Origin of the sequence: Pseudomonas sp. nanlin1 (genome assembly GCF_045571515.1) — a bacterium.
GTDB lineage: Bacteria > Pseudomonadota > Gammaproteobacteria > Pseudomonadales > Pseudomonadaceae > Aquipseudomonas.
Genome location: NZ_CP124218.1, coordinates 2,422,383 through 2,448,991 on the forward strand (window position 1 = coordinate 2,422,383; position 26,609 = coordinate 2,448,991).

At 60.9% G+C, this 26,609-nt stretch carries 27 protein-coding genes; 10 read left to right on the forward strand and 17 right to left on the reverse strand.

The genetic code is table 11. The annotated features are described in order from the left end of the window. Nucleotides 1-89: 89 nt before the first annotated feature. The 11 genes from QCL65_RS11340 to cspD all read right to left on the reverse strand — a co-directional run bounded on the left by QCL65_RS11340 (nucleotide 90) and on the right by cspD (nucleotide 10,011). Nucleotides 90-854, reverse strand: coding sequence for a secretin N-terminal domain-containing protein (locus tag QCL65_RS11340; RefSeq protein ID WP_407316309.1), 765 nt, complete (start codon nucleotides 852-854; stop codon nucleotides 90-92). A 77-nt stretch (nucleotides 855-931) separates the two neighbouring features. Next, a complete protein-coding gene (locus QCL65_RS11345; RefSeq protein ID WP_407316310.1) occupies nucleotides 932-1,189 on the reverse strand; it encodes a hypothetical protein in 258 nt (85 codons plus the stop codon). A 154-nt stretch (nucleotides 1,190-1,343) separates the two neighbouring features. Continuing rightward, nucleotides 1,344-1,619, reverse strand: coding sequence for a hypothetical protein (locus QCL65_RS11350; protein WP_407316311.1), 276 nt, complete (start codon nucleotides 1,617-1,619; stop codon nucleotides 1,344-1,346). Between the two features lie 117 nt (nucleotides 1,620-1,736). After that, complete coding sequence (locus tag QCL65_RS11355; protein WP_407316312.1) at nucleotides 1,737-2,159, reverse strand: GNAT family N-acetyltransferase; 423 nt, start codon at nucleotides 2,157-2,159, stop codon at nucleotides 1,737-1,739. Then, complete coding sequence (locus QCL65_RS11360; RefSeq protein ID WP_407316313.1) at nucleotides 2,152-3,318, reverse strand: JmjC domain-containing protein; 1,167 nt, start codon at nucleotides 3,316-3,318, stop codon at nucleotides 2,152-2,154. The genes QCL65_RS11355 and QCL65_RS11360 overlap by 8 nt, the downstream gene beginning before the upstream one ends. 83 nt (nucleotides 3,319-3,401) lie before the next feature. Next, nucleotides 3,402-4,772 (reverse strand): adenylosuccinate lyase, encoded by a 1,371-nt coding sequence (gene purB / locus QCL65_RS11365; RefSeq protein WP_407316314.1) that lies wholly within the window; start codon nucleotides 4,770-4,772, stop codon nucleotides 3,402-3,404. Nucleotides 4,773-4,868: 96 nt separating this feature from the next. After that, nucleotides 4,869-5,501: a high frequency lysogenization protein HflD gene (gene hflD / locus QCL65_RS11370; protein WP_407316315.1), complete on the reverse strand. Its 633-nt coding sequence runs from the start codon at nucleotides 5,499-5,501 to the stop codon at nucleotides 4,869-4,871. Then, nucleotides 5,498-6,622 carry a tRNA 2-thiouridine(34) synthase MnmA gene (gene mnmA / locus QCL65_RS11375; protein ID WP_407316316.1) on the reverse strand — a complete coding sequence of 375 codons (1,125 nt, stop codon included), beginning with the start codon at nucleotides 6,620-6,622 and terminating at the stop codon, nucleotides 5,498-5,500. Before mnmA ends, hflD begins: the two co-directional genes overlap by 4 nt. A gap of 72 nt (nucleotides 6,623-6,694) precedes the next feature. Beyond that, nucleotides 6,695-7,135, reverse strand: coding sequence for an NUDIX hydrolase (locus tag QCL65_RS11380; RefSeq protein WP_407316317.1), 441 nt, complete (start codon nucleotides 7,133-7,135; stop codon nucleotides 6,695-6,697). A gap of 72 nt (nucleotides 7,136-7,207) precedes the next feature. After that, nucleotides 7,208-9,433: an NADP-dependent isocitrate dehydrogenase gene (locus QCL65_RS11385; RefSeq protein ID WP_407316318.1), complete on the reverse strand. Its 2,226-nt coding sequence runs from the start codon at nucleotides 9,431-9,433 to the stop codon at nucleotides 7,208-7,210. Nucleotides 9,434-9,735: 302 nt separating this feature from the next. Beyond that, entirely contained in the window at nucleotides 9,736-10,011 is a 276-nt protein-coding gene (gene cspD, locus QCL65_RS11390; RefSeq protein WP_407316319.1) for a cold shock domain-containing protein CspD, read from the reverse strand. A gap of 231 nt (nucleotides 10,012-10,242) precedes the next feature. On the opposite strand from cspD, the gene clpS reads away from it, so the two are divergent. Both clpS and clpA read left to right on the forward strand, forming a co-directional pair. Next, nucleotides 10,243-10,605 (forward strand): ATP-dependent Clp protease adapter ClpS, encoded by a 363-nt coding sequence (clpS, locus tag QCL65_RS11395; RefSeq protein ID WP_407316320.1) that lies wholly within the window; start codon nucleotides 10,243-10,245, stop codon nucleotides 10,603-10,605. Nucleotides 10,606-10,634: 29 nt separating this feature from the next. Then, nucleotides 10,635-12,905, forward strand: coding sequence for an ATP-dependent Clp protease ATP-binding subunit ClpA (gene clpA, locus QCL65_RS11400; protein ID WP_407316321.1), 2,271 nt, complete (start codon nucleotides 10,635-10,637; stop codon nucleotides 12,903-12,905). Nucleotides 12,906-12,995: 90 nt separating this feature from the next. On the opposite strand, the gene infA is transcribed toward clpA, so the two are convergent. The 3 genes from infA to aat all read right to left on the reverse strand — a co-directional run bounded on the left by infA (nucleotide 12,996) and on the right by aat (nucleotide 14,759). Further along, on the reverse strand, nucleotides 12,996-13,214 hold the full coding sequence (gene infA / locus QCL65_RS11405) for a translation initiation factor IF-1 (protein ID WP_002553999.1): 219 nt from the start codon (nucleotides 13,212-13,214) through the stop codon (nucleotides 12,996-12,998). A gap of 99 nt (nucleotides 13,215-13,313) precedes the next feature. Continuing rightward, complete coding sequence (locus tag QCL65_RS11410; RefSeq protein WP_407316322.1) at nucleotides 13,314-14,021, reverse strand: arginyltransferase; 708 nt, start codon at nucleotides 14,019-14,021, stop codon at nucleotides 13,314-13,316. 24 nt (nucleotides 14,022-14,045) lie between these two features. Beyond that, a complete protein-coding gene (gene aat, locus QCL65_RS11415; protein ID WP_407316323.1) occupies nucleotides 14,046-14,759 on the reverse strand; it encodes a leucyl/phenylalanyl-tRNA--protein transferase in 714 nt (237 codons plus the stop codon). 290 nt (nucleotides 14,760-15,049) lie between these two features. On the opposite strand from aat, the gene QCL65_RS11420 reads away from it, so the two are divergent. Genes QCL65_RS11420 through cysG form a run of 6 tightly spaced genes read left to right on the forward strand, consistent with a single transcriptional unit; the run spans nucleotide 15,050 to nucleotide 22,623 of the window. Continuing rightward, a complete protein-coding gene (locus tag QCL65_RS11420; protein WP_407316801.1) occupies nucleotides 15,050-17,548 on the forward strand; it encodes a DNA translocase FtsK in 2,499 nt (832 codons plus the stop codon). 25 nt (nucleotides 17,549-17,573) lie between these two features. Continuing rightward, complete coding sequence (gene lolA, locus QCL65_RS11425; protein ID WP_407316324.1) at nucleotides 17,574-18,197, forward strand: outer membrane lipoprotein chaperone LolA; 624 nt, start codon at nucleotides 17,574-17,576, stop codon at nucleotides 18,195-18,197. Between the two features lie 27 nt (nucleotides 18,198-18,224). Further along, the gene (locus QCL65_RS11430; protein ID WP_407316325.1) at nucleotides 18,225-19,547 is read left to right on the forward strand and encodes a replication-associated recombination protein A; all 1,323 of its coding nucleotides are present in this window, start codon (nucleotides 18,225-18,227) and stop codon (nucleotides 19,545-19,547) included. Further along, a complete protein-coding gene (gene crcB, locus QCL65_RS11435) occupies nucleotides 19,547-19,921 on the forward strand; it encodes a fluoride efflux transporter CrcB (RefSeq protein WP_407316326.1) in 375 nt (124 codons plus the stop codon). Before QCL65_RS11430 ends, crcB begins: the two co-directional genes overlap by 1 nt. A gap of 26 nt (nucleotides 19,922-19,947) precedes the next feature. After that, a complete protein-coding gene (serS, locus tag QCL65_RS11440) occupies nucleotides 19,948-21,228 on the forward strand; it encodes a serine--tRNA ligase (RefSeq protein WP_407316327.1) in 1,281 nt (426 codons plus the stop codon). Further along, nucleotides 21,229-22,623 (forward strand): siroheme synthase CysG, encoded by a 1,395-nt coding sequence (gene cysG, locus QCL65_RS11445; protein WP_407316328.1) that lies wholly within the window; start codon nucleotides 21,229-21,231, stop codon nucleotides 22,621-22,623. 115 nt (nucleotides 22,624-22,738) lie between these two features. Here cysG and QCL65_RS11450 read toward each other — a convergent pair whose 3' ends face one another. The 3 genes from QCL65_RS11450 to QCL65_RS11460 are packed head-to-tail and all read right to left on the reverse strand — an operon-like array spanning nucleotide 22,739 to nucleotide 25,443. Next, the gene (locus QCL65_RS11450) at nucleotides 22,739-23,386 is read right to left on the reverse strand and encodes a response regulator transcription factor (protein ID WP_407316329.1); all 648 of its coding nucleotides are present in this window, start codon (nucleotides 23,384-23,386) and stop codon (nucleotides 22,739-22,741) included. A gap of 4 nt (nucleotides 23,387-23,390) precedes the next feature. Then, nucleotides 23,391-24,782: an ATP-binding protein gene (locus QCL65_RS11455; protein WP_407316330.1), complete on the reverse strand. Its 1,392-nt coding sequence runs from the start codon at nucleotides 24,780-24,782 to the stop codon at nucleotides 23,391-23,393. Beyond that, nucleotides 24,760-25,443 carry a response regulator transcription factor gene (locus tag QCL65_RS11460; RefSeq protein WP_407316331.1) on the reverse strand — a complete coding sequence of 228 codons (684 nt, stop codon included), beginning with the start codon at nucleotides 25,441-25,443 and terminating at the stop codon, nucleotides 24,760-24,762. The genes QCL65_RS11455 and QCL65_RS11460 overlap by 23 nt, the downstream gene beginning before the upstream one ends. 208 nt (nucleotides 25,444-25,651) lie before the next feature. Here QCL65_RS11460 and QCL65_RS11465 point away from each other — a divergent pair, with 208 nt between their 5' ends. Both QCL65_RS11465 and QCL65_RS11470 read left to right on the forward strand, forming a co-directional pair. Then, nucleotides 25,652-25,876, forward strand: coding sequence for an MbtH family protein (locus QCL65_RS11465; RefSeq protein ID WP_407316332.1), 225 nt, complete (start codon nucleotides 25,652-25,654; stop codon nucleotides 25,874-25,876). Between the two features lies 1 nt (nucleotide 25,877). Next, nucleotides 25,878-26,594 carry a thioesterase II family protein gene (locus tag QCL65_RS11470; protein ID WP_407316333.1) on the forward strand — a complete coding sequence of 239 codons (717 nt, stop codon included), beginning with the start codon at nucleotides 25,878-25,880 and terminating at the stop codon, nucleotides 26,592-26,594. The last annotated feature ends 15 nt before the right edge of the window (nucleotides 26,595-26,609 follow it).

Here is a 26,609-nt window from a genome sequence, read left to right on the forward strand (position 1 = left end):
AGTGCTTTTTTATGCCCACTACATCTTTGGTCTAATACGCCTGATTAGTCACTTTGAGGTGCTAGAGTCGAGACTCCCCGGTCACGGTTTTACTCAAATGCATCGACTTTTACCCGCAAAGTCATGTCATTGCGCCCCTGGGTCGCGTAATTGCGGGCCAAACCATTGCGGTTGAGCTGGGTTTGCTCGTTGACCCCGGCCAAGGTGATCCATTCCCCTAAGCGGCCGCTGACCTGCGTGTCGGTACTTTGTACGTTCACTACATCCTGGCGTTGCTCGCTGATCCGGTCATTGTTGGTGCTGATATTCAGGTGCACCGTGTCGCCTGTGACGCTGGCCGTGACATAAAAACCCTGGGTCACGTTGCGGTACTGGGTTTGGCTTTGTACGCGGCCATAGCCGTCGCTCTGGCTGCTAGTCACCGGGATGCTCTGGCCGACCTGGATCAGCGCCGGGGTGCCCTCGCTGGCCTGAACCTGCTGAACGCCGCCGCTGCGGTTGCTGGTGCCGTATTGGATCACGCGGCCTTGCACGCCCTGGCTGCCGCCGTTGATGCTGTAGCCCTGGGTATCAGCGTTGTTGCTGTCGCTGGTATCAACGCTGATCAACAAGCGGCGGGCTGGCCGGTCGAGTTGGTCGAGGAGGGCGCTGAGTTCGTCGATTTTGGCCGGGTCGGCATTGACGATCAGCTGGTTGCCGTAGGCCTTGACGGTGCCTTCTCGGCCTAGGAAATCCTGAGCAACGGGCAACAGCTCGGCACTGGTGCGGTGATTCAGGGGCAGTACTTGGGTGGCCGCCAGAGCGGGCGCGCTGAACAGCAGTAGCAGACTGATTAACAAGGGGCGTAGCGGCATGTCCGTGATCTCCGCGAGGGGGTACGGACAGTATGGCGCAAGTGGGAGAGCACGTCGCCACCCCCACTTGCCCGTGGTCATTCGTCTACGATGACCGAGCCCCGGCCTAACTGTTTGTTGCTTGGGTCCAGCGCATAGACGGGCCAGCCACCCGGCTTGACATCTTCGCTGACCGTCGCAGCGTATTCGTCGCCATCGTGATGGGCGGTCAGCCTGCTATTCATAATCTGAATGTAACTGACCGCAGACAGCCCGTTGCCCTTGATATAGATCTTGTCGCCGGCCTTTACCCGCTCAGGCCTGACGGTGAGCGGGATCAGATTTTCTTCGTTCATGGTTCACCCTGCTAGTTGGTTGAGTGGTTAGCGTAGGGCGAACGTTAGATCAGAATAACTGGCAGAATTGACAGGTGTGTCACTAGTCCATGAGCAGCGCGGACAGTAGGGAGTAGGGAAGGCGGAGCACCGCTACGGCGCCCCGCCGGCAGGTTTATTCTTGTGCGGTGACGATTACTCTGCCCACCACCTGCGACTCATCGTTCATGGTATGCACGCTCACCTCAGACTCGCCAAGAGGTACCTTATCGCTAATCAATACCGAGTGAATGCCAGGTGTCGAAGAAGACGTGATCAGATTGACCCCGCCCACTTTGGCCTGGTTGATAGCCTTAAGGCTGGAGTGAATGTGCAGATCCTCGCCACGCTTGACTATGGGCGGGAGGTGCGGCCCGGGCAAGGCTCTCGCGTCTTTTGCTGAAGTAGTCATGATGCCTGTCCTGCTCAAATGAATGAGTGGCTAGCCTATGAAATAGCCGCGCTCGCTAAAACTGGCAGAACAGGCAGGTTGTCGGCCGTCGCGGCCTCACCCCGTCTTTGAGCGAAGTCAGAGCTGGCGCAGCATCTCCACATGGGAAATACCCGCTTCGAGAAACTCTTCGCTGGTCACCACGAACCCATGGCGCTGATAAAACGCGGTGGCTTGGGTCTGGGCGACCAGTCTCAGCGGGGCGAGGCCACGGCGCTCCGCTTCGGCGATAACCGCGCGCATGAGCAGGTCGCCGACGTTCATGCCGCGCCAATCGCGCATCACCGCCACTCGGCCAATTTCGCCGCCTGACAGCAGGCGTGCTGTGCCGACCGCGTAGTTGTCTTCCTCGGCGAGGAAGTGCACAGCGGTGGCGTCTTCACTGTCCCACTCAAGCTCTGGCGGGACTGATTGCTCATTGATGAAGACCGCTTCACGAATACGCCGAATGTCGCTGTTGCTCTTCTGCCAGTCGGCCACACGCACGTCAATTCTATTCATCGGCAAACCCCAGGCTACCTTGCTTGACCAATTCGCACAGGAGCATACGGCCCTGGTCGTCATTCAGCCAGGGGGCAAGGTTTTCCGAATGCAACGCGTCGGCCGAGCAGATCAACTTGAGCAGCTCGCGCAGTTCGCCGGGCAGCAGGCGGCTTTGGCCGCTGGCGAATAGCAGCAGGTTGTCGTCCACTTCCGACCAGGCCAGGCGTGCGCTAGGGTTGCGAATCAGCAGGGCGCCCTGTTCGAGGCTGTCCAATAGGTCGGTTTCATCCAGTTCTTCGCCAGCGACCAGCTCTGGGTAACGCGGCTCGGTCATAAACTGGCCAAACCAGGTCAGCAGCAGCCGCTCGTCGCTCATATGCTCGGCCAGCAGGCGCTTGAGGCGGTCGAGGGCGTCGTGTTGGATCTGGTGGGGGTCGGCCGCTGGCACCGCGTCGGCGTCGCTGTAGCGTTCTTCGTCGGGCAGAAACTGGCTCAGGAAGTCGGTGAAGTGGGTCAGCACTTCGGCCGCGCTAGGGGCGCGAAAGCCTACCGAGTAGGTCATGCAGTCATCCAGCGCCACCCCATAGTGCGCCAGGCGCGGTGGCAGGTAGAGCATGTCACCGGGCTCCAGCGTCCACTCTTGGCTTTGCTGGAAATCCGCCAGGATGCGCAAATCGGCGTGTTCGAGCAGGGCGCTGTCGGAGTCGCACATCTGCCCGAGCTTCCAGTGCCGGCGGCCCTGGCCTTGCAGCAGGAACACGTCGTAATTGTCGAAGTGCGGGCCGACATTACCGCCTGGGGTGGCGAAGCTGATCATCACATCGTCAATACGCCAGCTCGGCAGAAAGCGGAAGTGCTGGAGCAGCTCGGCAACTTCTGGGACGAACTGGTCGACCGCCTGCACCAGTAAGGTCCAGTCGCGCTCGGGCAATTGGCCGAAGGCGTCTTCGGCAAAAGGGCCACGGCGCATTTCCCAGGGGCGTTCGCCATGCTCGAGGATGATACGCGACTCGACTTCATCTTCCAGTGCCAAGCCCGCGAGTTCGTCGGCGCTGATGGGGTTTTCGAAGTCGGGAAACGCTTGGCGTATCACCAGAGGCTTCTTTTGCCAGTAGTCGCGGAGGAATTCACGGGCAGTAATGCCGCCTAGCAATTGCAGGGGGATGTCAGCGTTCATGTGTAACCTATTGAAAGATTGCCGTTTCGCAGCAGTAATAAAAACGCCCGGCTCGGCCGGGCGTCTGAGCGGTGCCGCAGGCGTCAGATACGTTTAGCCTGGGCAACCGCATTGCCGATGTAATTGGCGGGGGTGAGTTTCTTTAGCTCAGCCTTGGCCTCGGCAGGCATGTCCAAGCCGTCGATGAACGTCTGCAGGGCTTCGGGGCTGATGCCTTTGCCCCGGGTCAGCTCTTTGAGTTTTTCGTACGGGTTTTCGATGTTGTAGCGGCGCATGACCGTTTGGATCGGTTCGGCCAGCACTTCCCAGCAGGCGTCCAGGTCGGCGGCGATCTTCTGCGTGTTGAGCTCCAGCTTGCCGATGCCCTTGAGGCTGGCTTCGTAGGCAATCACACTGTGGGCGAAACCGACGCCCAGGTTACGCAACACCGTGGAGTCGGTCAGGTCGCGCTGCCAACGCGAGATCGGCAACTTGCTCGCCAGGTGCTGGAACAGTGCGTTGGCAATGCCCAGGTTGCCTTCGGAGTTTTCGAAGTCGATCGGGTTGACCTTGTGCGGCATGGTCGAAGAGCCGATTTCGCCCGCGATGGTGCGCTGCTTGAAATAACCCAGGGAGATGTAGCCCCAGATATCGCGGTCGAAGTCGATCAGGATGGTGTTGAAGCGCGCGATGGCGTCGAACAGCTCGGCGATATAGTCGTGGGGTTCGATCTGCGTCGTATAGGGGTTAAAGCCCAGGCCCAGTTCGTCTTCGATAAAGGCGCGGGCGTTGGCTTCCCAGTCGATGTCCGGGTAGGCAGAAAGGTGCGCGTTGTAGTTGCCTACGGCACCGTTGATCTTGCCCAGCAGGGGCACCGCGGCCACTTGGGTGATCTGCCGCTCCAGGCGATAGACCACGTTGGCCAATTCCTTGCCCAGGGTAGTCGGCGAGGCGGGCTGGCCGTGGGTACGCGAGAGCATCGGCACTTCGGCGAAACGCACCGCCAGTTCACGGATCGCTTCGGCGATCTGCTTCATCAGCGGCAACAGTACGTCGTCGCGGCCTTCGCGCAGCATCAGCGCGTGGGACAGGTTGTTGATGTCCTCACTGGTGCAGGCGAAGTGGATGAATTCGCTGACCTTGGCCAGCTCTGGCAGCTCGGCCGCTTGCTCTTTGAGCAAGTATTCGATGGCCTTGACGTCGTGGTTGGTGGTGCGCTCGATCTCTTTCACACGCTCGGCGTGCTCCAGGGCGAAGTCATTCGCCAGCGCGTCGAGCAAGGCGTTGGCCTGGGCAGAGAACGCGGGGACTTCAGGGATCTGCGGGTGGGCAGCCAGGCGCTGAAGCCAGCGAACCTCGACCAATGCGCGGCAGCGGATCAGGCCGTACTCGCTGAAAATCGGCCGCAGGGCCTCGGTTTTGCCGGCATAACGGCCGTCAACAGGGGAAACCGCAGTGAGCGAAGAAAGCTGCATAGGGTGTTCTCGGACAGTCGGGCAACGAAAAGGGCGCATATCATACATTAAAAATGCACTGAAGTCGGCCGAGGCCGACAAGGCGCCCCCGGGAAGTTAGTCGCGCGGTTCACCGCGCATCATGGGGTAGAGCTCTTTGAGCAGCTTGCGGCGGCTGAACACCAGTTGCCAGCGATGGCCGCCCAATTGCCGCCAAAGCCGCGCCGAGCGAATACCGGAGAGCAGCAGGGCGCGAATTTTCGAGGCGTTGTTGGGTTGCTGCAGGTGGCGCATATCGCCGTGGACCTGGATCCGCTGGCGCAGGGTGCTGAGGGTGTCCTGGTACAAAGCGCCAGTAGCCGCGATGACGTTCTCATGGGTCACGCCAAAATGTTCGACCTGGTTCTGAATTTGCGGCAAGCGTTGGCCGATCAGCGCGAGCATCTCGTCGCGCTTGGCTAACTGGCGCTCCAGGCCCAGCATCGACAGCGCGTAGCGCAAGGGTTCGCGCTGCAGGCTGCCGGGGTTGCGTTCCAGCGCGCTGACCAGCGCACGGTAGCCTTCGCGCAGTTGCTCATCGTCGCCGCCGTAGACGTGCAGGGTGTCTTTAGGGTCAAGGACCAGCAGGCTGCCGATCATGCAGCCGACCCCGGTTTCGCCCGCTTGGCCGGTGGTGGCGATACGGTCAACCAGCACGGCTGCCTGGAACACGCCGCCGAGGGCGACCAATTGCTCTTGAATCGGGGTCATGCCGCGGTTTCCTTATGAAGCCAAGGCAGCGCGCTCTCGATGACGCCGCCTCCCAGGCACACCTCGCCTTCGTAGAACACCACCGATTGCCCAGGCGTGACCGCCCGCTGCGGTTGTTCGAACACGGCGCGGTAGCCATCGGCCGTACGCTCCAGGGTGCAGGCCTGGTCTGCCTGACGATAGCGCACCTTGGCCGTTAGGGCCCGGGGCTGCTCCAGAGTCACAGGGTTGACCCAGTAGATGTCCGAAGCGAGCAGGGCGCCAGAAAACAACCAGGGGTGCTCGTTGCCTTGGCCAACGATCAGCTCGTTGCGTTGCAGGTCTTTGCGCAGAACGTACCACGGGTCATCGCTGGCATCTTTAAGGCCACCGATGCCCAGGCCCTGGCGCTGGCCGATGGTGTGATACATCAAGCCGTGGTGGCGGCCAATGACCTCGCCCTCGGTGGTTTTGATCTCGCCGGGTTGGGCGGGCAGGTACTGCTTGAGGAAGTCGCTGAAGCGCCGCTCGCCGATAAAGCAGATACCGGTGGAGTCCTTCTTCTTGGCCGTGGCCAGGCCGTAGCGCTCAGCGATGACGCGCACCGCCGGCTTTTCCAGTTCGCCTACCGGAAACAGCGTGCGGGCAATTTGCTCGCCGCCGACGGCGTGCAGGAAGTAGCTCTGGTCTTTGTTCGCGTCCAGGCCTTTGAGCAGTTCGGTACGCCCGTCGACGTCGCGGCGCCGCACGTAATGCCCGGTGGCGATGAGGTCGGCCCCAAGCATCAGCGCATAGTCGAGGAACGCTTTGAATTTGATCTCGCGGTTGCACAGGATGTCTGGGTTAGGCGTACGCCCGGCTTTGTACTCGGCCAGGAAATGCTCGAACACGTTGTCCCAATACTCGGCGGCAAAGTTCGCGGTGTGCAGTTTTATGCCCAGCCGATCGCACACGGCCTGGGCGTCGGCCAAGTCTTCGCGGGCGGTGCAGTAGTCGGTGCCGTCGTCTTCCTCCCAGTTCTTCATGAACAGGCCTTCTACCTGATAGCCCTGCTCGATGAGCAGTGCGGCGGAAACGGAGGAGTCCACGCCGCCGGACATGCCGACGATGACGCGCTGGGTTGCTGGGTCTGGCTCACGCATAGGGTTTCAATGTGTATCTGCGAAAAAGGACGGGATTCTAACAGGCTGCAGGCGCTAGGGCTAAGCGGCTATTTAATCACGGATCAGGGCCAGGCTGTGGGGTGGGCCTGCCAGGTAGTCGGCAATGCAGCGCGGCACCAGTTCACTGCGCCAGCGCTGTGGTTGCGCCAGCAGTTCGGCCTCAGTGGCCCAACAGGTGCGCAGGATGTCAGGGTCCAGCGGGCGCAACGGGTCGTGCTGGAGCGTGCGTGCACTAAAGCAAATGCGCTGGTAGGTGACGCCGTTACTCGGCGCGACGTACAGGTAAATGCCAACGACACCGGTCAGCTCGACTGTCCAGCCGGTTTCTTCGAGGGTTTCGCGGATAGCCGCTTGCTGCAAGCTTTCATTGGGTTCCAAGTGGCCGGCGGGCTGGTTCAGTACCAATTCGCCGCCTTGTAACTCTTCGACCAGCAAAAAGCGCCCTTGGTCTTCGATGATGGTCGCAACGGTAATATGCGGGTTCCAGCTCATAGAGGGCTCCAGAAAGAGCAACCCCGGCACGGGGCCGGGGTTGCGGTGGCGCAAAGGCCTTACGGCGCCAGCTTACTTCAGCGCGGCGATGGCAGCGTTGAGGGTCTCGCTAGGGCGCATCACTTTGCGGGTCAGTTCGGCGTCGGTGTTGTAGTAACCACCGATGTCCACGGCCTTGCCCTGTACCGCGTTCAATTCGGCGACGATTTTCGCCTCGTTGTCGGCCAAGGTCTTGGCCAGCTGGGCGAATTGCCCTTGCAGTGCGGTGTCTTCGCTCTGGGCGGCCAAGGCCTGGGCCCAGTACAGCGCCAGGTAGAAGTGGCTGCCGCGGTTGTCGATGTTGCCGACTTTGCGCGAAGGCGACTTGTTGTTGTCGAGGAACTTGCCAGTGGCCTGATCCAGGGTGCTGGCCAGGACCTTGGCCTTGGCATTGTCGTAGGTGGTGCCCAAGTGTTCCAGCGAGGCTGCCAGGGCGAGGAATTCACCCAGCGAGTCCCAGCGTAGGAAGTTCTCTTCCAGCAATTGCTGGACGTGCTTGGGGGCCGAACCGCCAGCGCCGGTTTCGAACAGGCCGCCGCCGTTCATCAGTGGCACGATGGAGAGCATCTTGGCGCTGGTGCCCAGCTCCATGATCGGGAACAGGTCGGTGAGGTAGTCGCGCAGCACGTTGCCGGTCACCGAGATGGTGTCCTTGCCGGCGCGAATGCGCTCCAGGGACAGCGCCATGGCGTCCACTGGCGCCATGATGCGAATGTCCAGGCCGCTGGTGTCGTGGTCCTTGAGGTACTTCTGGACCTTCTCGATCATCGCCGCGTCGTGGGCACGGGCAGGGTCGAGCCAGAAAACTGCTGGGGTGTCGCTGGCGCGCGCACGGTTGACGGCCAGTTTGACCCAGTCCTGGATCGGCGCGTCCTTGGCCTGGCACATGCGCCAGATATCGCCGGCTTCAACGGCCTGGGTGAGCAGCACATTACCCTGGCTATCGATGACGTCCACCACACCTGCGCTAGCGATCTGGAAAGTCTTGTCGTGGGAGCCGTACTCTTCGGCTTTCTGCGCCATCAGGCCGACGTTCGGCACGCTGCCCATGGTGGTCGGGTCGAATGCACCGTTCTTCTTGCAGTCGTCGATGGCCACCTGGTAGATGCTGGCGTAGCAGCGATCCGGGATGATTGCTTTGGTGTCCTGCAGTTGGCCTTCGGTGTTCCACATCTTGCCGGAATCACGAATCATGGCCGGCATCGAAGCGTCGACGATGACGTCGCTGGGCACGTGCAGGTTGGTGATGCCTTTGTCGGAGTTGACCATAGCCAATGCCGGGCGCGTGGCGTAAACCGCTGCCAGGTCGGCTTCGATCTCGGCCTGTTGGGCGGCAGGCAGGGCCTTGATCCGCGAGTACAGATCGCCGATACCGTTGTTCAGGCTGAAGCCGATCTCTTTCAACACGTCAGCATGCTTGGTCAAAGCAGCTTGATAGAACTCGGCAACGATTTCGCCGAACATGATCGGGTCGGAGACCTTCATCATGGTGGCTTTCAGGTGGACGGAGAACAACACGCCTTGATGCTTGGCGTCTTCGATCTGCGCAGCGATAAAAGCACGCAGGGCTTTCTTGCTCATGACCGAGCAGTCGATGATCTCGCCGGCTTTGACCGAGGTTTTTTCTTTGAGTACTGTCTGGCTGCCGTCTTGGGCGGTCAGCACGATTTTGACGCTGTCGTCGGCTTTGATCACGGCGGCTTTTTCGCTGCCGTAGAAATCGCCTTCGCTCATGTGTGCCACGTGAGACTTGGAGTCAGGGCTCCAGGCGCCCATTTTGTGCGGATGCTTGCGCGCGTAGTTCTTGACCGACAGCGGCGCCCGACGGTCGGAGTTACCCTCGCGCAGTACCGGGTTCACGGCGCTGCCTTTGATCTTGTCGTAGCGTGCCTTGGCTTCTTTGTCAGCCTCGGTGGCTGGCGCTTCCGGGTAGTCGGGGATATTGAAGCCCTGGTCGCGCAGTTCTTTGATGGCGGCCTTGAGCTGGGGCACCGAGGCGCTGATATTCGGCAGCTTGATGATGTTGGCTTCAGGCGTGTTGGCTAGTTGGCCCAATTCGGCGAGGTGATCGGCAATGGCCTTGTCGCCCAGGTGCTCGGGGAAACTTGCAAGAATACGGCCGGCCAGGGAAATATCGCGGGTTTCAACAGCGATATCCGCGGAGGCGGTGAAGGCTTCTACGATGGGCAGCAGCGAATAAGTAGCCAGGGCTGGGGCTTCGTCGGTGAAGGTGTAGATGATCTTCGAGCGGGTGGGCATATTCGGATTAACTCTCTTCTTGACTGAGCGTGCAGGATCTCGAGATGCGCAGCATAGGCGCTTCGGCTCGTTGCCAGCAATGAGCCTAAAGTCGAGAAACGCCGCAGTGACGTGGGATGCATCAGTAGAGCGTCAAGAGGTCGGGCGACGGGCGCGGTACAGCCGCTCCCGGGCCTGCGCGCCCTTGCATCGGACGGGTCGACCCCCAGTGACTGTTGAGTCACCGGCGCAGTATATCACTGCGCACCGGTTTGCGCCGAGCGCCCTGCCTCCGCCAGGGGGCAGGGCGCCAAGGCATGCGGTCAGGCGCTAACCGCGGTTTCTGTGGGCGTTGCTTCTATGGGCGAGGCCTCGGCGGCCTTAAGGGTGGCGACCGGTTCGGCTTGAATGTCGACCGCGTGATGGCCTTTGGGGCCTTGGATGATGTTGAAACTCACCCGCTGCCCGGCCTTGAGGGTCTTATAGCCTTCCATGGCGATCGCTGAATAATGGGCAAAAAGGTCATCGCTTTGGCCATCCTCGTTGATGAAGCCATAGCCCTTGGTGTTGTTGAACCACTTGACTTTACCGCTCGCCATGTTCATATCCCTCTGCAAAGGACTCCATCGCTGGAGTATCATCCACAACGCATCCGTTTACGGATCCCGATGAAAAAATTTGGTTGACTGCGCGGACCTTTCTTACCCAATGTGGGTTCTATTGTTTGTAACACCGTTTAGCCGATAGTCAAGGTCATGCGGCGGCCGAGCAGGAATTCGGCCATGTGAGTCAACCCAACACCCTATTCGCTAACGATGAATCTTCTTTCCATGCATGCATTTAGCCAGATTCGACTAACCTATAACCAAGATCGCCCGCTATCGGATGAGGACGATTCGGCCGGGCTGGCCGTACAGGAATCAAAGCCTGCGCTGCAGGCCCCACCTATGTATAAGGTGGTTTTGTTCAACGATGATTACACACCGATGGATTTCGTCGTCGAAGTGCTCGAGGTGTTTTTTAACCTGAATCGCGAGCTGGCGACCAAGGTCATGCTGGCCGTCCACACTGAAGGGCGGGCGGTATGTGGATTGTTTACCCGCGACATCGCCGAGACTAAGGCCATGCAGGTCAACCAGTACGCCCGGGAAAGCCAGCATCCGCTACTCTGTGAAATCGAGAAGGACGGTTAACGCCGACCACTTGGGTATGAGGTGAAGCTATGTTAAACCGCGAGCTCGAAGTCACCCTTAATCTGGCCTTCAAGGAGGCCCGCTCCAAGCGTCATGAATTCATGACGGTCGAGCACCTCCTGCTGGCCCTGCTGGACAACGAAGCTGCTGCCACCGTATTGCGGGCGTGCGGCGCCAATCTCGATAAGCTCAAGCATGATCTGCAAGAGTTCATCGACTCCACCACGCCCCTTATCCCGGTACACGACGAAGACCGCGAGACCCAGCCGACGTTGGGCTTCCAGCGCGTACTGCAGCGCGCCGTGTTCCACGTGCAAAGCTCTGGCAAGCGCGAAGTCACCGGTGCCAACGTGCTGGTCGCGATCTTCAGCGAGCAGGAAAGCCAGGCCGTGTTTCTGCTCAAGCAGCAGAGCGTGGCGCGCATTGACGTCGTCAACTATATCGCCCATGGCATTTCCAAGGTTCCAGGCCACGGCGATCATTCCGAAGGCGAGCAGGATATGCAGGATGAGGAAGGGGGTGAGGCATCGGCGTCCAGCAATCCTCTGGATGCCTATGCCAGCAATCTGAACGAATTGGCTCGCCAGGGCCGTATCGATCCTCTAGTGGGTCGTGAAAGCGAAGTCGAGCGGGTCGCCCAGATCCTTGCCCGGCGCCGCAAGAACAACCCACTGCTGGTGGGCGAGGCGGGCGTCGGTAAGACAGCCATTGCCGAAGGCCTGGCCAAGCGTATCGTCGACAACCAGGTGCCTGACCTGCTGGCCAACAGTGTGGTCTATTCCCTGGATCTCGGCGCGTTGCTGGCCGGCACCAAGTACCGCGGTGACTTCGAAAAACGTTTCAAGGCCCTGCTCAACGAGCTGAAAAAGCGCCCCCAGGCGATCCTGTTCATCGACGAGATCCACACCATCATTGGTGCCGGTGCCGCCTCGGGTGGGGTAATGGACGCGTCTAACCTACTCAAGCCGCTGCTCTCTTCCGGGGACATTCGCTGCATCGGCTCCACCACGTTCCAGGAATTTCGCGGCATCTTCGAGAAAGACCGTGCTTTGGCCCGGCGCTTCCAGAAAGTAGACGTGAGTGAGCCGTCGGTCGAAGACACCATCAGCATTCTGCGCGGCCTCAAGGGGCGTTTCGAGCAGCATCATGATATCGAGTACAGCGAAGAGGCACTGCGTGCCGCTGCCGAGCTGGCCTCACGCTATATCAATGACCGGCACATGCCTGATAAAGCCATCGACGTGATTGACGAAGCGGGCGCTTATCAACGCTTGCAGCCAGTGGAGAAGCGCGTCAAGCGCATCGAGGTGCCACAGGTTGAGGACATCGTGGCGAAAATCGCGCGTATTCCGCCTAAGCATGTCACTAGTTCCGACAAAGAGCTGCTGCGCAACTTGGAGCGTGACCTCAAGCTCACCGTGTTCGGCCAGGACGCCGCCATCGATTCGCTGGCGACGGCGATCAAGTTGTCCCGGGCAGGCTTGAAATCACCGGACAAACCAGTCGGTTCGTTCCTCTTCGCAGGCCCCACCGGGGTCGGCAAGACCGAGGCGGCCAGGCAGCTGTCCAAGGCCCTGGGGGTCGAGCTGGTGCGCTTCGACATGTCCGAGTACATGGAGCGGCACACGGTGTCGCGCCTCATCGGTGCGCCGCCAGGCTATGTGGGCTTTGATCAGGGCGGCCTGCTGACTGAGGCGATCACCAAGCAGCCTCATTGCGTGCTGTTGCTCGATGAAATCGAGAAGGCCCACCCTGAAGTCTTCAACCTGCTGTTGCAGGTCATGGACCACGGGACCCTGACTGACAACAACGGGCGTAAAGCGGATTTCCGCAATGTCATCCTGATCATGACCACCAACGCAGGCGCGGAAACCGCATCCCGTGCTTCGATCGGCTTCACTCATCAGGACCACTCGTCCGATGCCATGGAAGTGATCAAGAAGAGCTTCACCCCTGAGTTCCGCAACCGGTTGGATACGATCATCCAGTTCGGTCGCCTCAGCCACGAGGTCATCAAGAGCGTCGTCGACAAGTTCCTCACCGAACTGCAGGCGCAACTGGAAGACAAGCGGGTGCAGCTGGACGTTACCGAAGCGGCGCGTGGTTGGCTGGCTTCGGGCGGTTACGATGTGCAGATGGGCGCACGGCCAATGGCCCGCTTGATCCAGGACAAAATCAAACGGCCGTTGGCCGAGGAGATTCTGTTTGGCGAACTGGCGGACCACGGCGGTGTGGTGCATATCGACATCCGCGATGGGGAGCTCACGTTCGAGTTCGAGACCGCTGCAGAGATGGCGTAAGCACTCGGGGGCATGCCCCCGAGTTGCGCGCAAAAAAACCCAGACGCACAAAAACGCCCGGCAGTTGCCGGGCGTTTTTGTTGTCTTCGCTTATCGAGCGCGGTAGGTGATGCGCCCTTTGCTCAAGTCATAGGGCGTCAATTCAACACGCACCTTGTCACCGGTGAGAATACGAATGTAGTTTTTGCGCATCTTCCCGGAAATATGCGCGGTTACGACGTGCCCGTTTTCCAACTCCACGCGAAACATGGTGTTGGGCAGGGTGTCGACGACAGTGCCTTCCATTTCGAAGCTGTCTTCTTTCGACATGCAGTAAAGCCCTCGGTGTCCAGTAAATGGCCCGGTGCAACTGCGCCAGGCAAAAGCGGCGTGCATTGTGCCCGAAAAGTGGGGCTCAAGCCAAGGGCTTCAGTTAAGCGTGACCCATCTTTGGTTAATTAACAGCTCGATAGGCCGATATTGCGTCTTATAATTCATCTTCTTGCAGTTCTTGATCCAGTAGCCCAAGTAAAGCGCCCCTAGCCCCACCCGCAGGGTTTCGCCGATTTGCCAGAGAATCGCAAACCGCCCGAGGCTGCGCCGTTCGTGGGTCGGCTCGTAGAACGTGTACACCGCCGATAGCCCATTGGGCAGCAGGTCGGTCACGGCCACCGCGATAAGGGTGCCATCGAGGCGGAACTCATAAAAACGGGAAAACGCCAAGTCGCGCACCAGAAAGGTGGAAAATTGCTCACGGCTGGGGGGGAACATGTCGCCGTCGGCGTGCCGTTGTTCGATGTAGCGCTGATAAAGGCCGAAGTACTCTTCAGTGAACGCCGGTGGCGCCATGCTGACGGTCAGGTCGGCGTTGCGCTTGAGAATGCGTTTCTGCTGGCGTGAGGGCTCAAAGCCCACTGCGGGAATACGGGCCGGCACGCACGCATTGCAGTGTTGGCAGTGGGGCCGGTACAGGTGGTCGCCGCTGCGGCGAAAGCCCATCTCCGACAGGTCGGCGTAGACACTGACGTCCATGGGCTGGCTGGGGTCGAGAAACAGCGTGGTCGCCTGCTCTTCGGGCAGGTAACTGCAGGCGTGCGGTTGAGTGGCATAAAATTTCAGGCGTGCCAGCTCTGTCATGATAAACCCCTAGGGAAAAGCTTTTTAATCAGTGTAATCCAGGGTGGCGCAATGCGCCTGGCAAACCCAGTCGGCCGTGTTCGGTAGGTCGAGATGGCGCTGTAGGTAACCCTTGAACGCTTCCCTGGAAATGGCCCGGGCCCCCAGGCTGTGCAAATGCGCGGTGGGCATCTGGCAGTCGATCAGGACAAAGCCTGCGGCCTGCAGGTGCTGCACCAGGCAGGCGAATCCGAACTTGGAGGCGTTGTCGGCGTGGCTGAACATAGATTCGCCGAAGAACAGTTGGCCTATGGCCAGGCCATAGAGGCCGCCCACCAGCTTATCACCGTCCCAGACTTCCACCGAATGAGCATAGCCCTGCTGGTGCAGCGACACATAGGCCGCCTGCATGCTGCCGGTGATCCAAGTGCCGTCGGCGTAGCTGCGCGGGCCCGCACAGGCCTTGATCACGGCCGCGAAGTCGTGGTCGAAGGTGACCCGGTAGCGGCGCTGACGCAGCAATTTGCGCAGGCTGCGCGAGACGTGTAGTTCATTGGGAAACAGCACAGTGCGTGGGTCGGGCGACCACCAGAGGATCGGTTCGCCGTCCTGATACCAGGGAAAGCAGCCATGCCGGTAGGCCGCCACCAGGCGCGCGGGGCTGAGGTCTCCGCCAGCGGCAAGTAGCCCGTTAGGTTCGCGCAGGGCTTTGTCCAGTGCAGGGAAATCCAGTCGGTTGCGTTCGAGCCAGGTCAGCATAGTGGTCTAGGGTGGGGTCCGGTGGGGGAGGGGAGGTCGATGGTTACCAGTATCCTAGCCTCGGCGCGAGCCGTCGAGCCGCGCTGAACATGAAACTCACTTCAAGCCTGAAGGTCTGAGCTGATTGCTCTGTAGAATCGACGCATAAGCCTTTGTCAGCAAAGGCAATGCGTGATCAAATTGGTGAAGTTTCAGCGAGCCCTTGGCAGGCTTGATGCGATTCTTCGCAAAACCCGTACAATGCGCTATTGCAGCTCGTCGTCATTTTTCAAACTGGCCGCCAAGCCAGTATTTTTTATAGTCAATCACCCGTAGTTCGCGCTAGCAGGCGCAGGAATATAAGCGTTTTGAAGAAATCCACCGCTGCAACATCCGTCCCCGTGCCCCAGTGGCGCCAGCAACTGCACTATCGCCTCAAAGAAGGGGCGTTGATTGCCATCGGTGCCTTGTGCCTGTACCTGTGGATGGCGCTACTGACTTACGATCAGGCCGACCCGGGCTGGAGCCATACCAGCAATGTCGAGCAGGTACAAAACGCGGCGGGCCGTGCCGGTGCCTATGCGGCGGATATCCTGTTTATGGTACTGGGCTACTTCGCCTACATTTTCCCGCTGCTGCTGGCCGTCAAGACCTGGCAGATCTTCCGCCAGCGCCACGAGCCATGGCAGTGGAGCGGCTGGCTGTTTTCCTGGCGTCTGATTGGCCTGGTGTTTCTGGTGCTGTCAGGTGCAGCCCTGGCGCATATCCATTTCCATTCCGCCGCCAGTCTGCCGGCTTCGGCCGGAGGCGCGTTGGGCGAGAGCCTGGGCGACTTGGCGCGTAACGCACTGAACACCCAAGGCAGTACGCTGCTGTTCATCGCGTTGTTTCTCTGTGGTTTGACCGTGTTTACCGATCTCTCATGGTTCAAGGTCATGGACCTTACCGGCAAGATCACCCTGGACCTCTTCGAGCTGTTCCAAGGCGCCGCGAGCCGCTGGTGGGCGGCGCACAACGAACGTCGGCAACTGGTCGCCAAGTTGCGTGAAGTCGACGAGCCGGCCCTGGCCAGTCGCGCCCCGGAGCCGCGTGAGTCAATCAAGTCGCGCCTGACACGCTCCCCAGAGCCGGTAGAACCGGTGGAGCCGGTGTTGGTGCGTACCCCCGTGCCGATCAAACCACTGTCCGAGCGTGCCCAGGGCAGCGCGCCGGTGATCTTGCCGGCGGAGGCCATGAGCCGTCCGCCCGAGCCGAGCAAACGCGTACAAAAGGAAAAACAGGTGCCGCTGTTCGTCGACAGCGCAGTGCAGGGCACCCTGCCGCCCATTTCCATCCTCGACCCCGCCGAGAAAAAGAAGGTCAACTACTCGCCGGAATCCCTGGCAGCCGTAGGCCAACTGCTGGAGATCAAACTCAAGGAATTCGGTGTCGAAGTCACCGTAGACTCCATCCACCCAGGCCCGGTCATTACCCGTTACGAGATCCAGCCGGCCGCCGGGGTCAAGGTCAGCCGTATCTCTAATCTGGCCAAAGACTTGGCGCGCTCGCTTGCAGTGCTCAGCGTGCGTGTGGTGGAAGTGATCCCTGGCAAGACCACCGTGGGCATCGAGATCCCCAACGAAGACCGGCAGATGGTGCGCTTTTCCGAGGTGTTGTCGTCGCCCGAATACGATGAGGCCAAGTCACCCGTGACGCTAGCCCTGGGCCACGATATCGGCGGTAAACCCGTTATCACCGACCTGGCGAAGATGCCTCACCTGCTGGTGGCCGGCACCACCGGCTCGGGTAAATCGGTGGGGGTCAATGCGATGATCCTGTCGATCCTGTTCAAGTCGGGCCCTGAAGACGCCAAACTGATCATGATCGACCCGAAGATGCTTGAACTGTCGATCTACGAGGGCATTCCGCATTTGCTCTGCCCTGTGGTCACCGACATGAAAGACGCGGCCAATGCCCTGCGTTGGAGCGTCGCCGAAATGGAGCGGCGCTACAAACTGATGGCGGCCATGGGCGTGCGCAACCTGGCCGGCTTCAACCGCAAGGTCAAGGACGCCGAAGAGGCAGGCACACCGTTGAGCGACCCGATGTACAAGCGCGAAAGCATCCACGACGAGGCGCCTTTGCTCAAGAGCCTGCCCACCATCGTAGTGGTGGTGGACGAATTCGCCGATATGATGATGATCGTCGGCAAAAAGGTCGAAGAACTGATCGCTCGCATCGCGCAAAAGGCTCGGGCCGCCGGTATTCATTTGATCCTCGCTACGCAGCGGCCGTCGGTGGATGTCATCACCGGTCTGATCAAGGCCAACATTCCTACCCGTATGGCGTTCCAGGTATCGAGCAAGATCGACTCGCGGACCATTATCGACCAAGGCGGCGCCGAGCAACTGCTTGGCCATGGCGACATGCTCTACATGCCGCCGGGCACCAGCCTGCCGATTCGCGTGCACGGTGCATTCGTCTCTGACGATGAAGTGCATCGCGTGGTCGAGGCCTGGAAGCTGCGCGGGGTGCCTGATTACAACGAAGACATCCTGGCCGGGGTGGAAGAAGTCGGCAGTGGCTTCGACGGCGGTAGCGGCGGCGGGGGTGATAGCGACGACAGCGAAAGCGATGCGCTCTATGATGAAGCAGTCAATTTCGTGCTGGAAAGCCGTCGAGCCTCTATTTCTGCCGTGCAACGTAAGCTGAAAATTGGCTACAACCGTGCCGCGCGCATGATCGAGGCCATGGAAATGGCGGGCGTCGTGACGCCCATGAACACCAATGGATCCCGGGAAGTCATTGCCCCGGGGCCGATGCGTGACTAACTCACTTTTGATTTCGAGGACTTCCATGCGCCTGATTCGCATGCTGCTGGTTTCTGCCCTGGCACTCTCCAGCGTCAACGCTTTCGCCGACACCAAAGATGTCGCTCGGCTGACCCAACTGCTGGAAAAATCCCAGACCTTGAGCGCTCGCTTTTCTCAACTGACCCTCGATGGCAGCGGCACCCAGTTGCAGGAAACCACCGGGCAAATGCAGATCCAACGGCCGGGCCTGCTACGTTGGCACACCGATGCGCCGCAGGAGCAATTGATCGTCTCCGATGGCAAGAAGGTTTCGTTGTATGACCCGGACCTGCAACAGGTCACTGTCAAAGCCCTGGACCAGCGCCTGAGCCAGACCCCAGCGCTGCTGCTGTCGGGCGATGTGTCGAAGATCAGCGAAACGTTCGACATCAGCGCCAAAGAAGCCGGCGACGTGATCGACTTCGTCCTCAAGCCCAAAGGCCGGGATACCTTGTTCGACTCCCTGCGTCTGTCGTTCCGCCGCGGCACCATCAACGACATGCAGTTGATCGATGGCGTGGGCCAGCGCACTAATATTCTGTTCACAGGCGTCAAGGCCAACGAGCCGATTCCCGCGAGCCAGTTCAAATTCGACATCCCCAAGGGCGCTGACGTCATTCAGGAATGACCGCTCGCCCGGAGTAACCACCGTCCCATGGACCTGTTTCGCACCGAACCCATTGCCCAGCCGCTCGCCGCGCGGCTGCGGGCCAGCAACCTGGATGAGTACGTCGGCCAGGAGCATTTGCTTGCCCGGGGCAAGCCTTTGCGCGAGGCGCTGGAGCAGGGCGCACTGCATTCGATGATTTTCTGGGGCCCGCCAGGTGTCGGTAAGACCACACTGGCGCGGCTACTGGCGAAAGTCTCAGATGCCCACTTCGAGACCGTTTCGGCAGTGTTGGCGGGGGTCAAGGAGATTCGCCAGGCGGTCGAGGTGGCGAAGCAGCAGGCCGGCCAGTACGGCCGCCGCACGATTTTGTTCGTCGATGAAGTTCACCGCTTCAATAAATCCCAGCAGGACGCCTTTTTGCCCTATGTGGAAGACGGCACGCTGATATTCATTGGGGCGACCACGGAAAATCCGTCCTTCGAACTTAACAATGCATTGTTGTCCCGCGCCCGCGTCTATGTGCTCAAAAGCCTGGACGAGGCGGCCATGCGTCGCTTGGTTGACCGGGCCTTGAACGAAGACCGCGGCCTGGGCCAGCGTCACCTGCGCCTGGGCGACGAAGCCTTTGCCATGTTGCTGGCCGCAGCCGACGGCGATGGCCGGCGGGTGCTCAATCTGCTGGAGAACGCCTCTGACCTGGCCGAAGACGGCGAGGAGATCGGCAGCGATTTGTTGCAAAGCTTGCTGGGTGATACCCGGCGCCGGTTCGATAAAGGCGGCGAAGCCTTCTACGATCAGATTTCAGCCTTGCACAAATCGGTACGCGGCTCTAACCCAGACGCGTCGCTGTACTGGTATGCGCGGATGATCGATGGCGGCTGCGACCCCTTGTACCTGGCGCGGCGGGTGGTGCGCATGGCCAGCGAAGACATCGGCAATGCCGACCCGCGTGCGCTGGCCCTGTGCCTCTCGGCCTGGGACGTACAGGAGCGGCTGGGTAGCCCCGAAGGCGAGCTGGCCGTGGCCCAGGCAATTGTCTACCTGGCCTGTGCGCCCAAAAGCAACGCGGTGTACATGGGCTTCAAAGCCGCCATGCGCGAAGCTACCGAGCATGGTTCGTTGGAAGTCCCACTGCATTTGCGCAATGCACCGACCAAACTCATGAAGCAGCTCGGCTACGGCGATGAATACCGTTATGCCCACGATGAGCCGGATGCCTATGCTGCTGGTGAAGACTACTTTCCCGAAGCACTGGAGCCACGGCCTTACTATCAGCCAGTACCCCGGGGCCTCGAATTGAAGATTCGCGAGAAGCTCGGGCATCTGGCCGAGCTGGATCGCAACAGCCCCCGGCGGAGGCGCACCTGATGATCCCTACCTTACTCATGGTCACCTTGGGCGGCATCGTCGGCACCTGGCTACGCTTCGCCACGGCCACCTGGGTCAATGCCAACTGGCCTCGGCACTTCTATACCGGTACGCTGGCCGTTAATATCGTTGGCTGCCTGATTATCGGCTACCTGTACGGGCTGTTCATGCTGCGCCCGGACATCCCCGTCGAAGTTCGCAGTGGCCTGATGGTCGGCTTCGTGGGCGGCCTGACAACTTTTTCGTCCTTTTCCCTGGATACGGTACGCCTGCTGGAAAGCGGGCAGGCGTTGATAGCTATCAGCTATTGCGCCGTCAGCGTATTCGGCGGCCTGCTCGCCACTTGGGCTGGGCTGGCCTTGACCAAAATCTGATCCAATACTGATAACGAGAGACTGAAATGCTCGATTCCAAACTGTTACGTAGCCAGCTTCAGGACATCGCCGCACGCTTGGCGAGCCGCGGCTACAGCCTGGATGTCGTACGTATCGAGGCGCTGGAAGCCCAGCGCAAGAGCGTACAAACCCGTACTGAACAGTTGCAGGCCGAGCGTAACGCGCTGTCCAAAGCCGTTGGCGTGGCCATGAAACAGGGCCAGGACCCCAGCGCGATCAAGGCTCAGGTCGAAGGCATCGCCACTGAACTGGCCACCGGCAAAGCCGACCTCGACCAGTTGCAGACTGAATTGGACAGCATTCTGCTGGGCATCCCCAATCTGCCCCACGAATCGGTACCCGTAGGCGCAGACGAAGAGGGTAACGTCGAAGTACGCCGCTGGGGCACCCCCACCGCGTTCGAATTTGCCGTGCAAGACCACGTCGCCCTGGGCGAGAAATTCGGCTGGCTGGACTTCGAAACCGCCGCCAAGCTGTCCGGCGCCCGCTTTGCCCTGCTGCGCGGGCCGATTGCACGCCTGCACCGGGCACTGGCGCAGTTCATGATCGACCTGCACGTCAGCGAACATGGCTACGAGGAGGCCTACACCCCTTACTTGGTCCAGGCGCCTGCGCTGCAAGGGACCGGGCAGCTGCCCAAGTTCGAAGAAGACTTGTTCAAGATCAGCCGCGAAGGCGAGGCTGACCTCTACCTGATCCCTACCGCAGAAGTGTCGCTGACCAACATCGTGGCCGGGGAGATTCTCGACGCCAAGCAACTGCCCCTCAAGTTCGTCGCCCACACCCCGTGCTTTCGCAGCGAGGCCGGGGCGTCCGGGCGCGACACCCGCGGTATGATCCGCCAGCATCAGTTCGACAAGGTCGAGATGGTTCAGGTGGTCGAACCTTCCACCTCGATGCAGGCCCTGGAGAGCCTGACCGCCAACGCTGAGCGCGTGCTGCAGCTACTCGAGCTGCCTTACCGAGTGTTGGCGCTGTGCACGGGCGACATGGGCTTCAGCGCGATCAAGACTTACGACTTGGAAGTGTGGGTGCCCAGCCAGGACAAATACCGCGAGATCTCTTCGTGCTCCAACACGGGAGACTTCCAGGCGCGTCGTATGCAGGCGCGCTGGCGCAACCCGGAAACCGGCAAGCCAGAGCTGGTGCACACCTTGAACGGCTCGGGCCTGGCGGTGGGGCGTACCCTGGTAGCCGTATTGGAAAACTATCAGCAGGCCGACGGTTCTATTCGTGTGCCACAGGTGCTCAAGCCCTACATGGGCGGTCTAGAGGTCATCGGCTAGATGGAATTTCTCCCGCTGTTTCACAATTTGCGCGGTAGCCAGGTGCTGGTGGTGGGCGGCGGTGAGATAGCCTTACGCAAGTCGCGCCTGATCGCCGACGCCGGCGCGGTGCTGCGGGTGGTAGCCCCGGCCATCGACCCGCAGTTGCTCGCGTTGATCCACGCCAGTGGAGGTGAGGCGCGCTTACGTGGTTACCTGGAAGATGACCTGGACGGTTGCCAGTTGATCATCGCTGCCACCGATGACGAGCCACTCAATGCTCAGGTTTCCATGGATGCGCGGCGCCGCTGTGTACCGGTCAACGTGGTGGATGCCCCGGCGCTGTGTACCGTGATCTTCCCGGCCATCGTCGACCGTTCGCCCCTAGTGGTCGCGGTCTCCAGTGGCGGTGACGCGCCGGTGCTGGCGCGGCTGATCCGGGCCAAACTGGAAACCTGGATTCCCTCCACCTACGGCGAGCTGGCCGGCCTGGCCGCGCGTTTTCGCCAGCAGGTCAAGCAGTTGTACCCGAATGTGCAGCAGCGTCGGGCGTTCTGGGAGGAAGTGTTCCAAGGGCCGATCGCCGATCGTCAACTGGCCGGGCAGGGCGCTGAAGCCGAGCGCTTGCTGCGCGCCAAGGTCGCCGGCGAACCGCCCCACGCGCCGGGTGAGGTTTATCTGGTCGGGGCCGGCCCCGGCGACCCCGACCTGCTGACCTTTCGCGCCTTGCGGTTGATGCAGCAGGCTGATGTGGTGCTGTACGACCGCCTGGTGGCGCCAGCGATTCTCGACCTGTGCCGCCGCGACGCCGAGCGCATCTACGTGGGCAAGCGGCGCGCCGAACATGCCGTGCCTCAGGAGCAGATCAACCAACAGTTGGTCGATCTGGCGAAGCAGGGCAAGCGGGTTCTGCGTTTGAAAGGCGGCGATCCGTTTATCTTTGGCCGCGGCGGCGAAGAAATCGAGCAGCTGGCGACCGAGGGCATCCCTTTCCAGGTGGTCCCGGGCATCACCGCCGCCAGCGGCTGCGCGGCCTACGCCGGCATTCCCCTGACGCACCGCGACTACGCGCAGTCGGTGCGCTTCGTTACCGGCCATTTGAAAAACCACACCAGCGACCTACCCTGGCAGGATCTGGTCTCGCCGGGGCAGACCCTGGTGTTCTACATGGGCCTGATCGGCCTGCCGATCATTTGCCAGCAGTTGGTCTTGCATGGGCGCAGTGCCGATACGCCGGCAGCGTTGATCCAGCAGGGCACCACCGTCAATCAACGGGTATTCACGGGCACCCTGGCAAATTTACCGCAGTTGGTGGCAGACCACGAAGTGCATGCCCCGACCTTGGTGATCGTGGGTGAAGTGGTGGTGTTGCGCGAGAAACTGGCCTGGTTCGAAGGCGCCCAGGGCAGCCTCTAACGTGGCGGCTATTAAAAGATCGGGGGCAAGCCCCCTCCTACCGTTTGCGCCAGCGCCGCTGAACGCGTAGGAGGGGCCCCGGCCCCGAGCTCTTCCAGGCGCCCCGCCACATTCGTTACACGCGGATATCTACCGGCTCGCGCAGGCTGTAGCCGACCCCGCGCCAGGTTTGCAGCGCGTTCGGGGCGTCCAGTTCATCGAGCTTGCGCCGCAGGTTGCACACATGGCGTTCGATCAATGCGCTGCGCGACCCTGCGCAGGCGCCCCATAGGTGCCGCTCGATCACCTCGCGGCTGACCGCGCCAGCCTCTCTGGCCAGGACAGCCAGCAGCCGGTGCTCGCTAACCGTCAGCGGTTGCTGGCGGTTACCACGGCCCAGTGTCAGGCGCGTGTGCGATAACCACAGGCGCGTGCCGTTTCCCGGGCTGTGATCGCGGTGCAGGGCGTGCAGGCGCGCTTGCAGTTCGCTGAATGGAACGGGGCGGGTCAGGCACAGTTCGGCTCCGCCTCGCAGTGCTTCGATGCGCGCCTGCGGGTCGCCGTGCTCGAGTAGCACCAGCACGGCGGCATCAGCGCGTTGGACCACGCAGCGGGCCAGCAATTGCGCGTCCAGGCGGGGCAGGTCGAGCAGAATAAAGCGGTGGCCGCGGCCCAGTTGTTCGGGCAGGGCCTGTGGCGATAAACACGATGTGGCGTAGCCCTGCGCCATCAGGTCGGCCACCAGCGCTGCATCGGGCGAGTCGGTGATGTACAACAGGCTCATAAATTCATACCCGTGCCTTGCTTTGGCGGCAGTTCAAGGTCAAGCGTGCACCGCCCTGTTCGCTGGTACCGACATCCAGCAGGAACCCGTGTAGGTTGACGATCGCCGCGACGATCGAAAGCCCCAGGCCAAAACCGCTGTGCTGGTTGCCATCCTCGCAGCGGTAGAACCGTTGAAACACGGCCTCGCGCTCGCCCTGAGGGATGCCGGGGCCACTGTCGGTCACCTCGATAAAGGTGCTGCCTTGCCGCACGAACGCCTTGAGCACCACCAAGCCGCCGGCCGGGGTGAATTTGATCGAGTTGCTCAGCAGGTTGCCAATGGCTTCGAACAACAGTGCGCGGTCGCCGTTGATGGCGGGCACCGCAGCTGCAAGGTCGACGCGCAGATTGACTTCGGCCTCTTCGGCCAGGGGCAGGTAGAAGTCGTGCAGTTCGTGCAGCAGGGGCAGCGGGTCGAGTTCGACGAAGCCCGAGCGGCGCTGATGGTCTTCCAGCTCGGAAATACGTAGCAGCCCGCGAAAGCGCGCCATCAGGGTGTCGGTCTCGGCAATCACCTCGTCCAACTGCAGCGCCTGGGTGGAGTCCTCGGGGGCTTGTTGCTGGATGCGGTAGAGTTGCGCCCGCAAGCGCGTCAAGGGGGTGCGCAGGTCGTGGGCAATATTGTCGCTGACGCTCTTGACCTCCATCATCAGCCGTTCGATACGGTCGAGCATGGCATTAACGATGGCTGCCAACATGTCCAGTTCGTCGCGCCGGTTGGACAGCGGCAGGCGGCGGGTCAGGTCGCCGGCGACAATGGCATCGGCGCTGGCTTGAATACCGCGAATACGCTTGAGCGGCCGCCGGCGCAGCAAATGCCACCCGGCTACACCGGGAATGATCGTCAACGAGACGCCCCACAACAACGCCCGCAGAATGATCCGGGTGACCGCGAACAGCGAGCCGTTGTCGCGCACCAGCACTAGCCAACGGCCGTCCAGGGTGCGCATGGCCACCGCATCGCAGCTGTCTTGAGGCAAATGCGGGTCGTCGGCATCCATGCATTCGTCCAGGTCATGGATTTGCCCGTCCAGGGGCAACCCACGGGGTATCTGCAGCAGTTCACCCGAAAGCGGGCGCAGGTCATTGTCGAACAGGCCGTAGGCATCGAAGGTGCGGTCGTCGAAGGCTTCGCTGGCGGCTAGCGCGTCTTCCAGGGCCGAACCCTGGAAGCGCGAGAACAGGTGCTGACGTTGCAGCAACGAATTGCGCGCCAGGCCGGCGAGGTAGTCGGATACTTCGTAATACAGCACCCCCATCAGCAGGCTGCTCCACGCCACGAATAGGAAGCTATAGAGTGCGAGCAGGCGGCTAGTGGAGGAGCGCCAGCCTTCAGAGGGGTTCAGCGATGACATAGCCCGAGCCCCGCACGGTCTTGATCAATGCAGGAACACTGGGTGGGTCGATCTTCTTGCGCAGTCGGCCGATGTGCACGTCGATCAGATTGGTGCCCGGATCGAAGTGATAGCCCCAGACTTCTTCGAAAATCATCATGCGGGTGAGGATCTGCCCGGCATTGCGCATGAGGAATTCCAATAACTTGTATTCGGTGGGCAACAGATTCAGCGGCTGACCGCCACGGCGGGCTTCGCGGGTAATCAGGTCGAGCTCCAGGTCGGCCACCTTCAACGAGGTGTCTAGCGCGGCCACGGTGTTTTTACGGCGCAATAATACTTCGACGCGCGCGGCCATTTCGTCGGAGGCGAAGGGCTTGGTCAGATAATCGTCGCCACCGGCGCGCAGGCCGCGCACGCGCTCATCGACATCGGAGAGGGCGCTGATCATCAAGATGGGCGTGGACACGCCGATGGTGCGCAAGGTGGTGACGATGGCCAGGCCGTCCAGCTCTGGGAGCATGCGGTCCAGGGTGATCACGTCATAGTTGCCACTGACTGCCTTGACCAACCCTTCGCGGCCGTTGTCGACCCAGTCGACTTCCAGGCCATGGCTGTTGAGTTCGGCAACGATTTCCCGGGCGGTCACGGCGTCGTCTTCGATGGTCAAAACGCGGGTCATGGGCTTTCCTGCAAGGATGCGTTAGAGGATGTCATTGTGCCAATTAATCGCGCTGCCTTGTCTGAAGATATTTTCATCTTCGCCGGGCCTAAACGAAGGCTAGCGCAAAGGCCATGGCCGGCTAATTTTTTCCGCTGCTCGTACGTTACTTCAGGCAATCCGCTGGGCGCCGTATTTCATGGCGTCGGCTCACTGAAGGAGTAACGCAATGACCTCGGTTTTCGATCGCGAAGACATTCTGTTCCAGGTAGTGGTCAACCACGAAGAGCAGTATTCCATCTGGCCAGATTACAAGGAAGTGCCTAACGGCTGGCGTACCGTGGGCAAAAGTGGTTTCAAGAAGGAGTGTCTGGCCTATATCGAAGAGGTCTGGACCGACATGCGGCCCTTGAGCCTGCGCAAGCAGATGGAAGCCAACGCAGCGACGAACTGAAATGACCACCCCGGTCACGCTGTTTTGCCTGCCCTGTTCCGGTGCCAGTGCGATGGTGTACAGCCGTTGGCGGCGCAAGTTGCCGGCCAACCTGCAGGTGCACTGTATGGAGCTGCCTGGGCGCGGCACCCGCTTTGCCGAGCCGTTGCACACCGATTTGCAGGCGTTGGCTGCACAGCTGGCACGTGAATACGCCCAGCAGGCCCGGCAGCCCTATATATTACTGGGGCACAGCCTCGGCGCCTTGCTTGCCTTCGAACTGGCCCACGCCCTGCAGGCGCTGGGCTGTCCGCCGCCCCAGGCGCTGATCGCCTGCGGCACCGCCGCGCCTAGCCGCCGTGAGGACTACGAGCGAGGCTGGCGCACCCCTAAAACAGACCCACAGCTTATAGAGGAGCTGCGCGAGTTGGGCGGCACCAGTGAAGAGGTGCTCGGCAACCCTGAACTGATGAGCCTGGCGCTGCCGGTGCTGCGCGCCGATTTTCTGCTATGCGGGCTTTACGACTACCAACGACGGCCGCCGCTGCGCTGCCCACTGCACGTTTTCGGCGGGCGCACGGATAAAGCCAGTGCCGAACAGCTCCAAGCCTGGGCGCAGGAAACCCAGGGGCCGTTTACCTTGGATATGTTCGAGGGCGGGCACTTTTTTATTCGCGAGCATGAAGACGCCGTCCTGGCGCGGCTGACCCATCGGTTGGGCTGTGTGGATTACGCCTGAAGTTCAGCGCTAAAG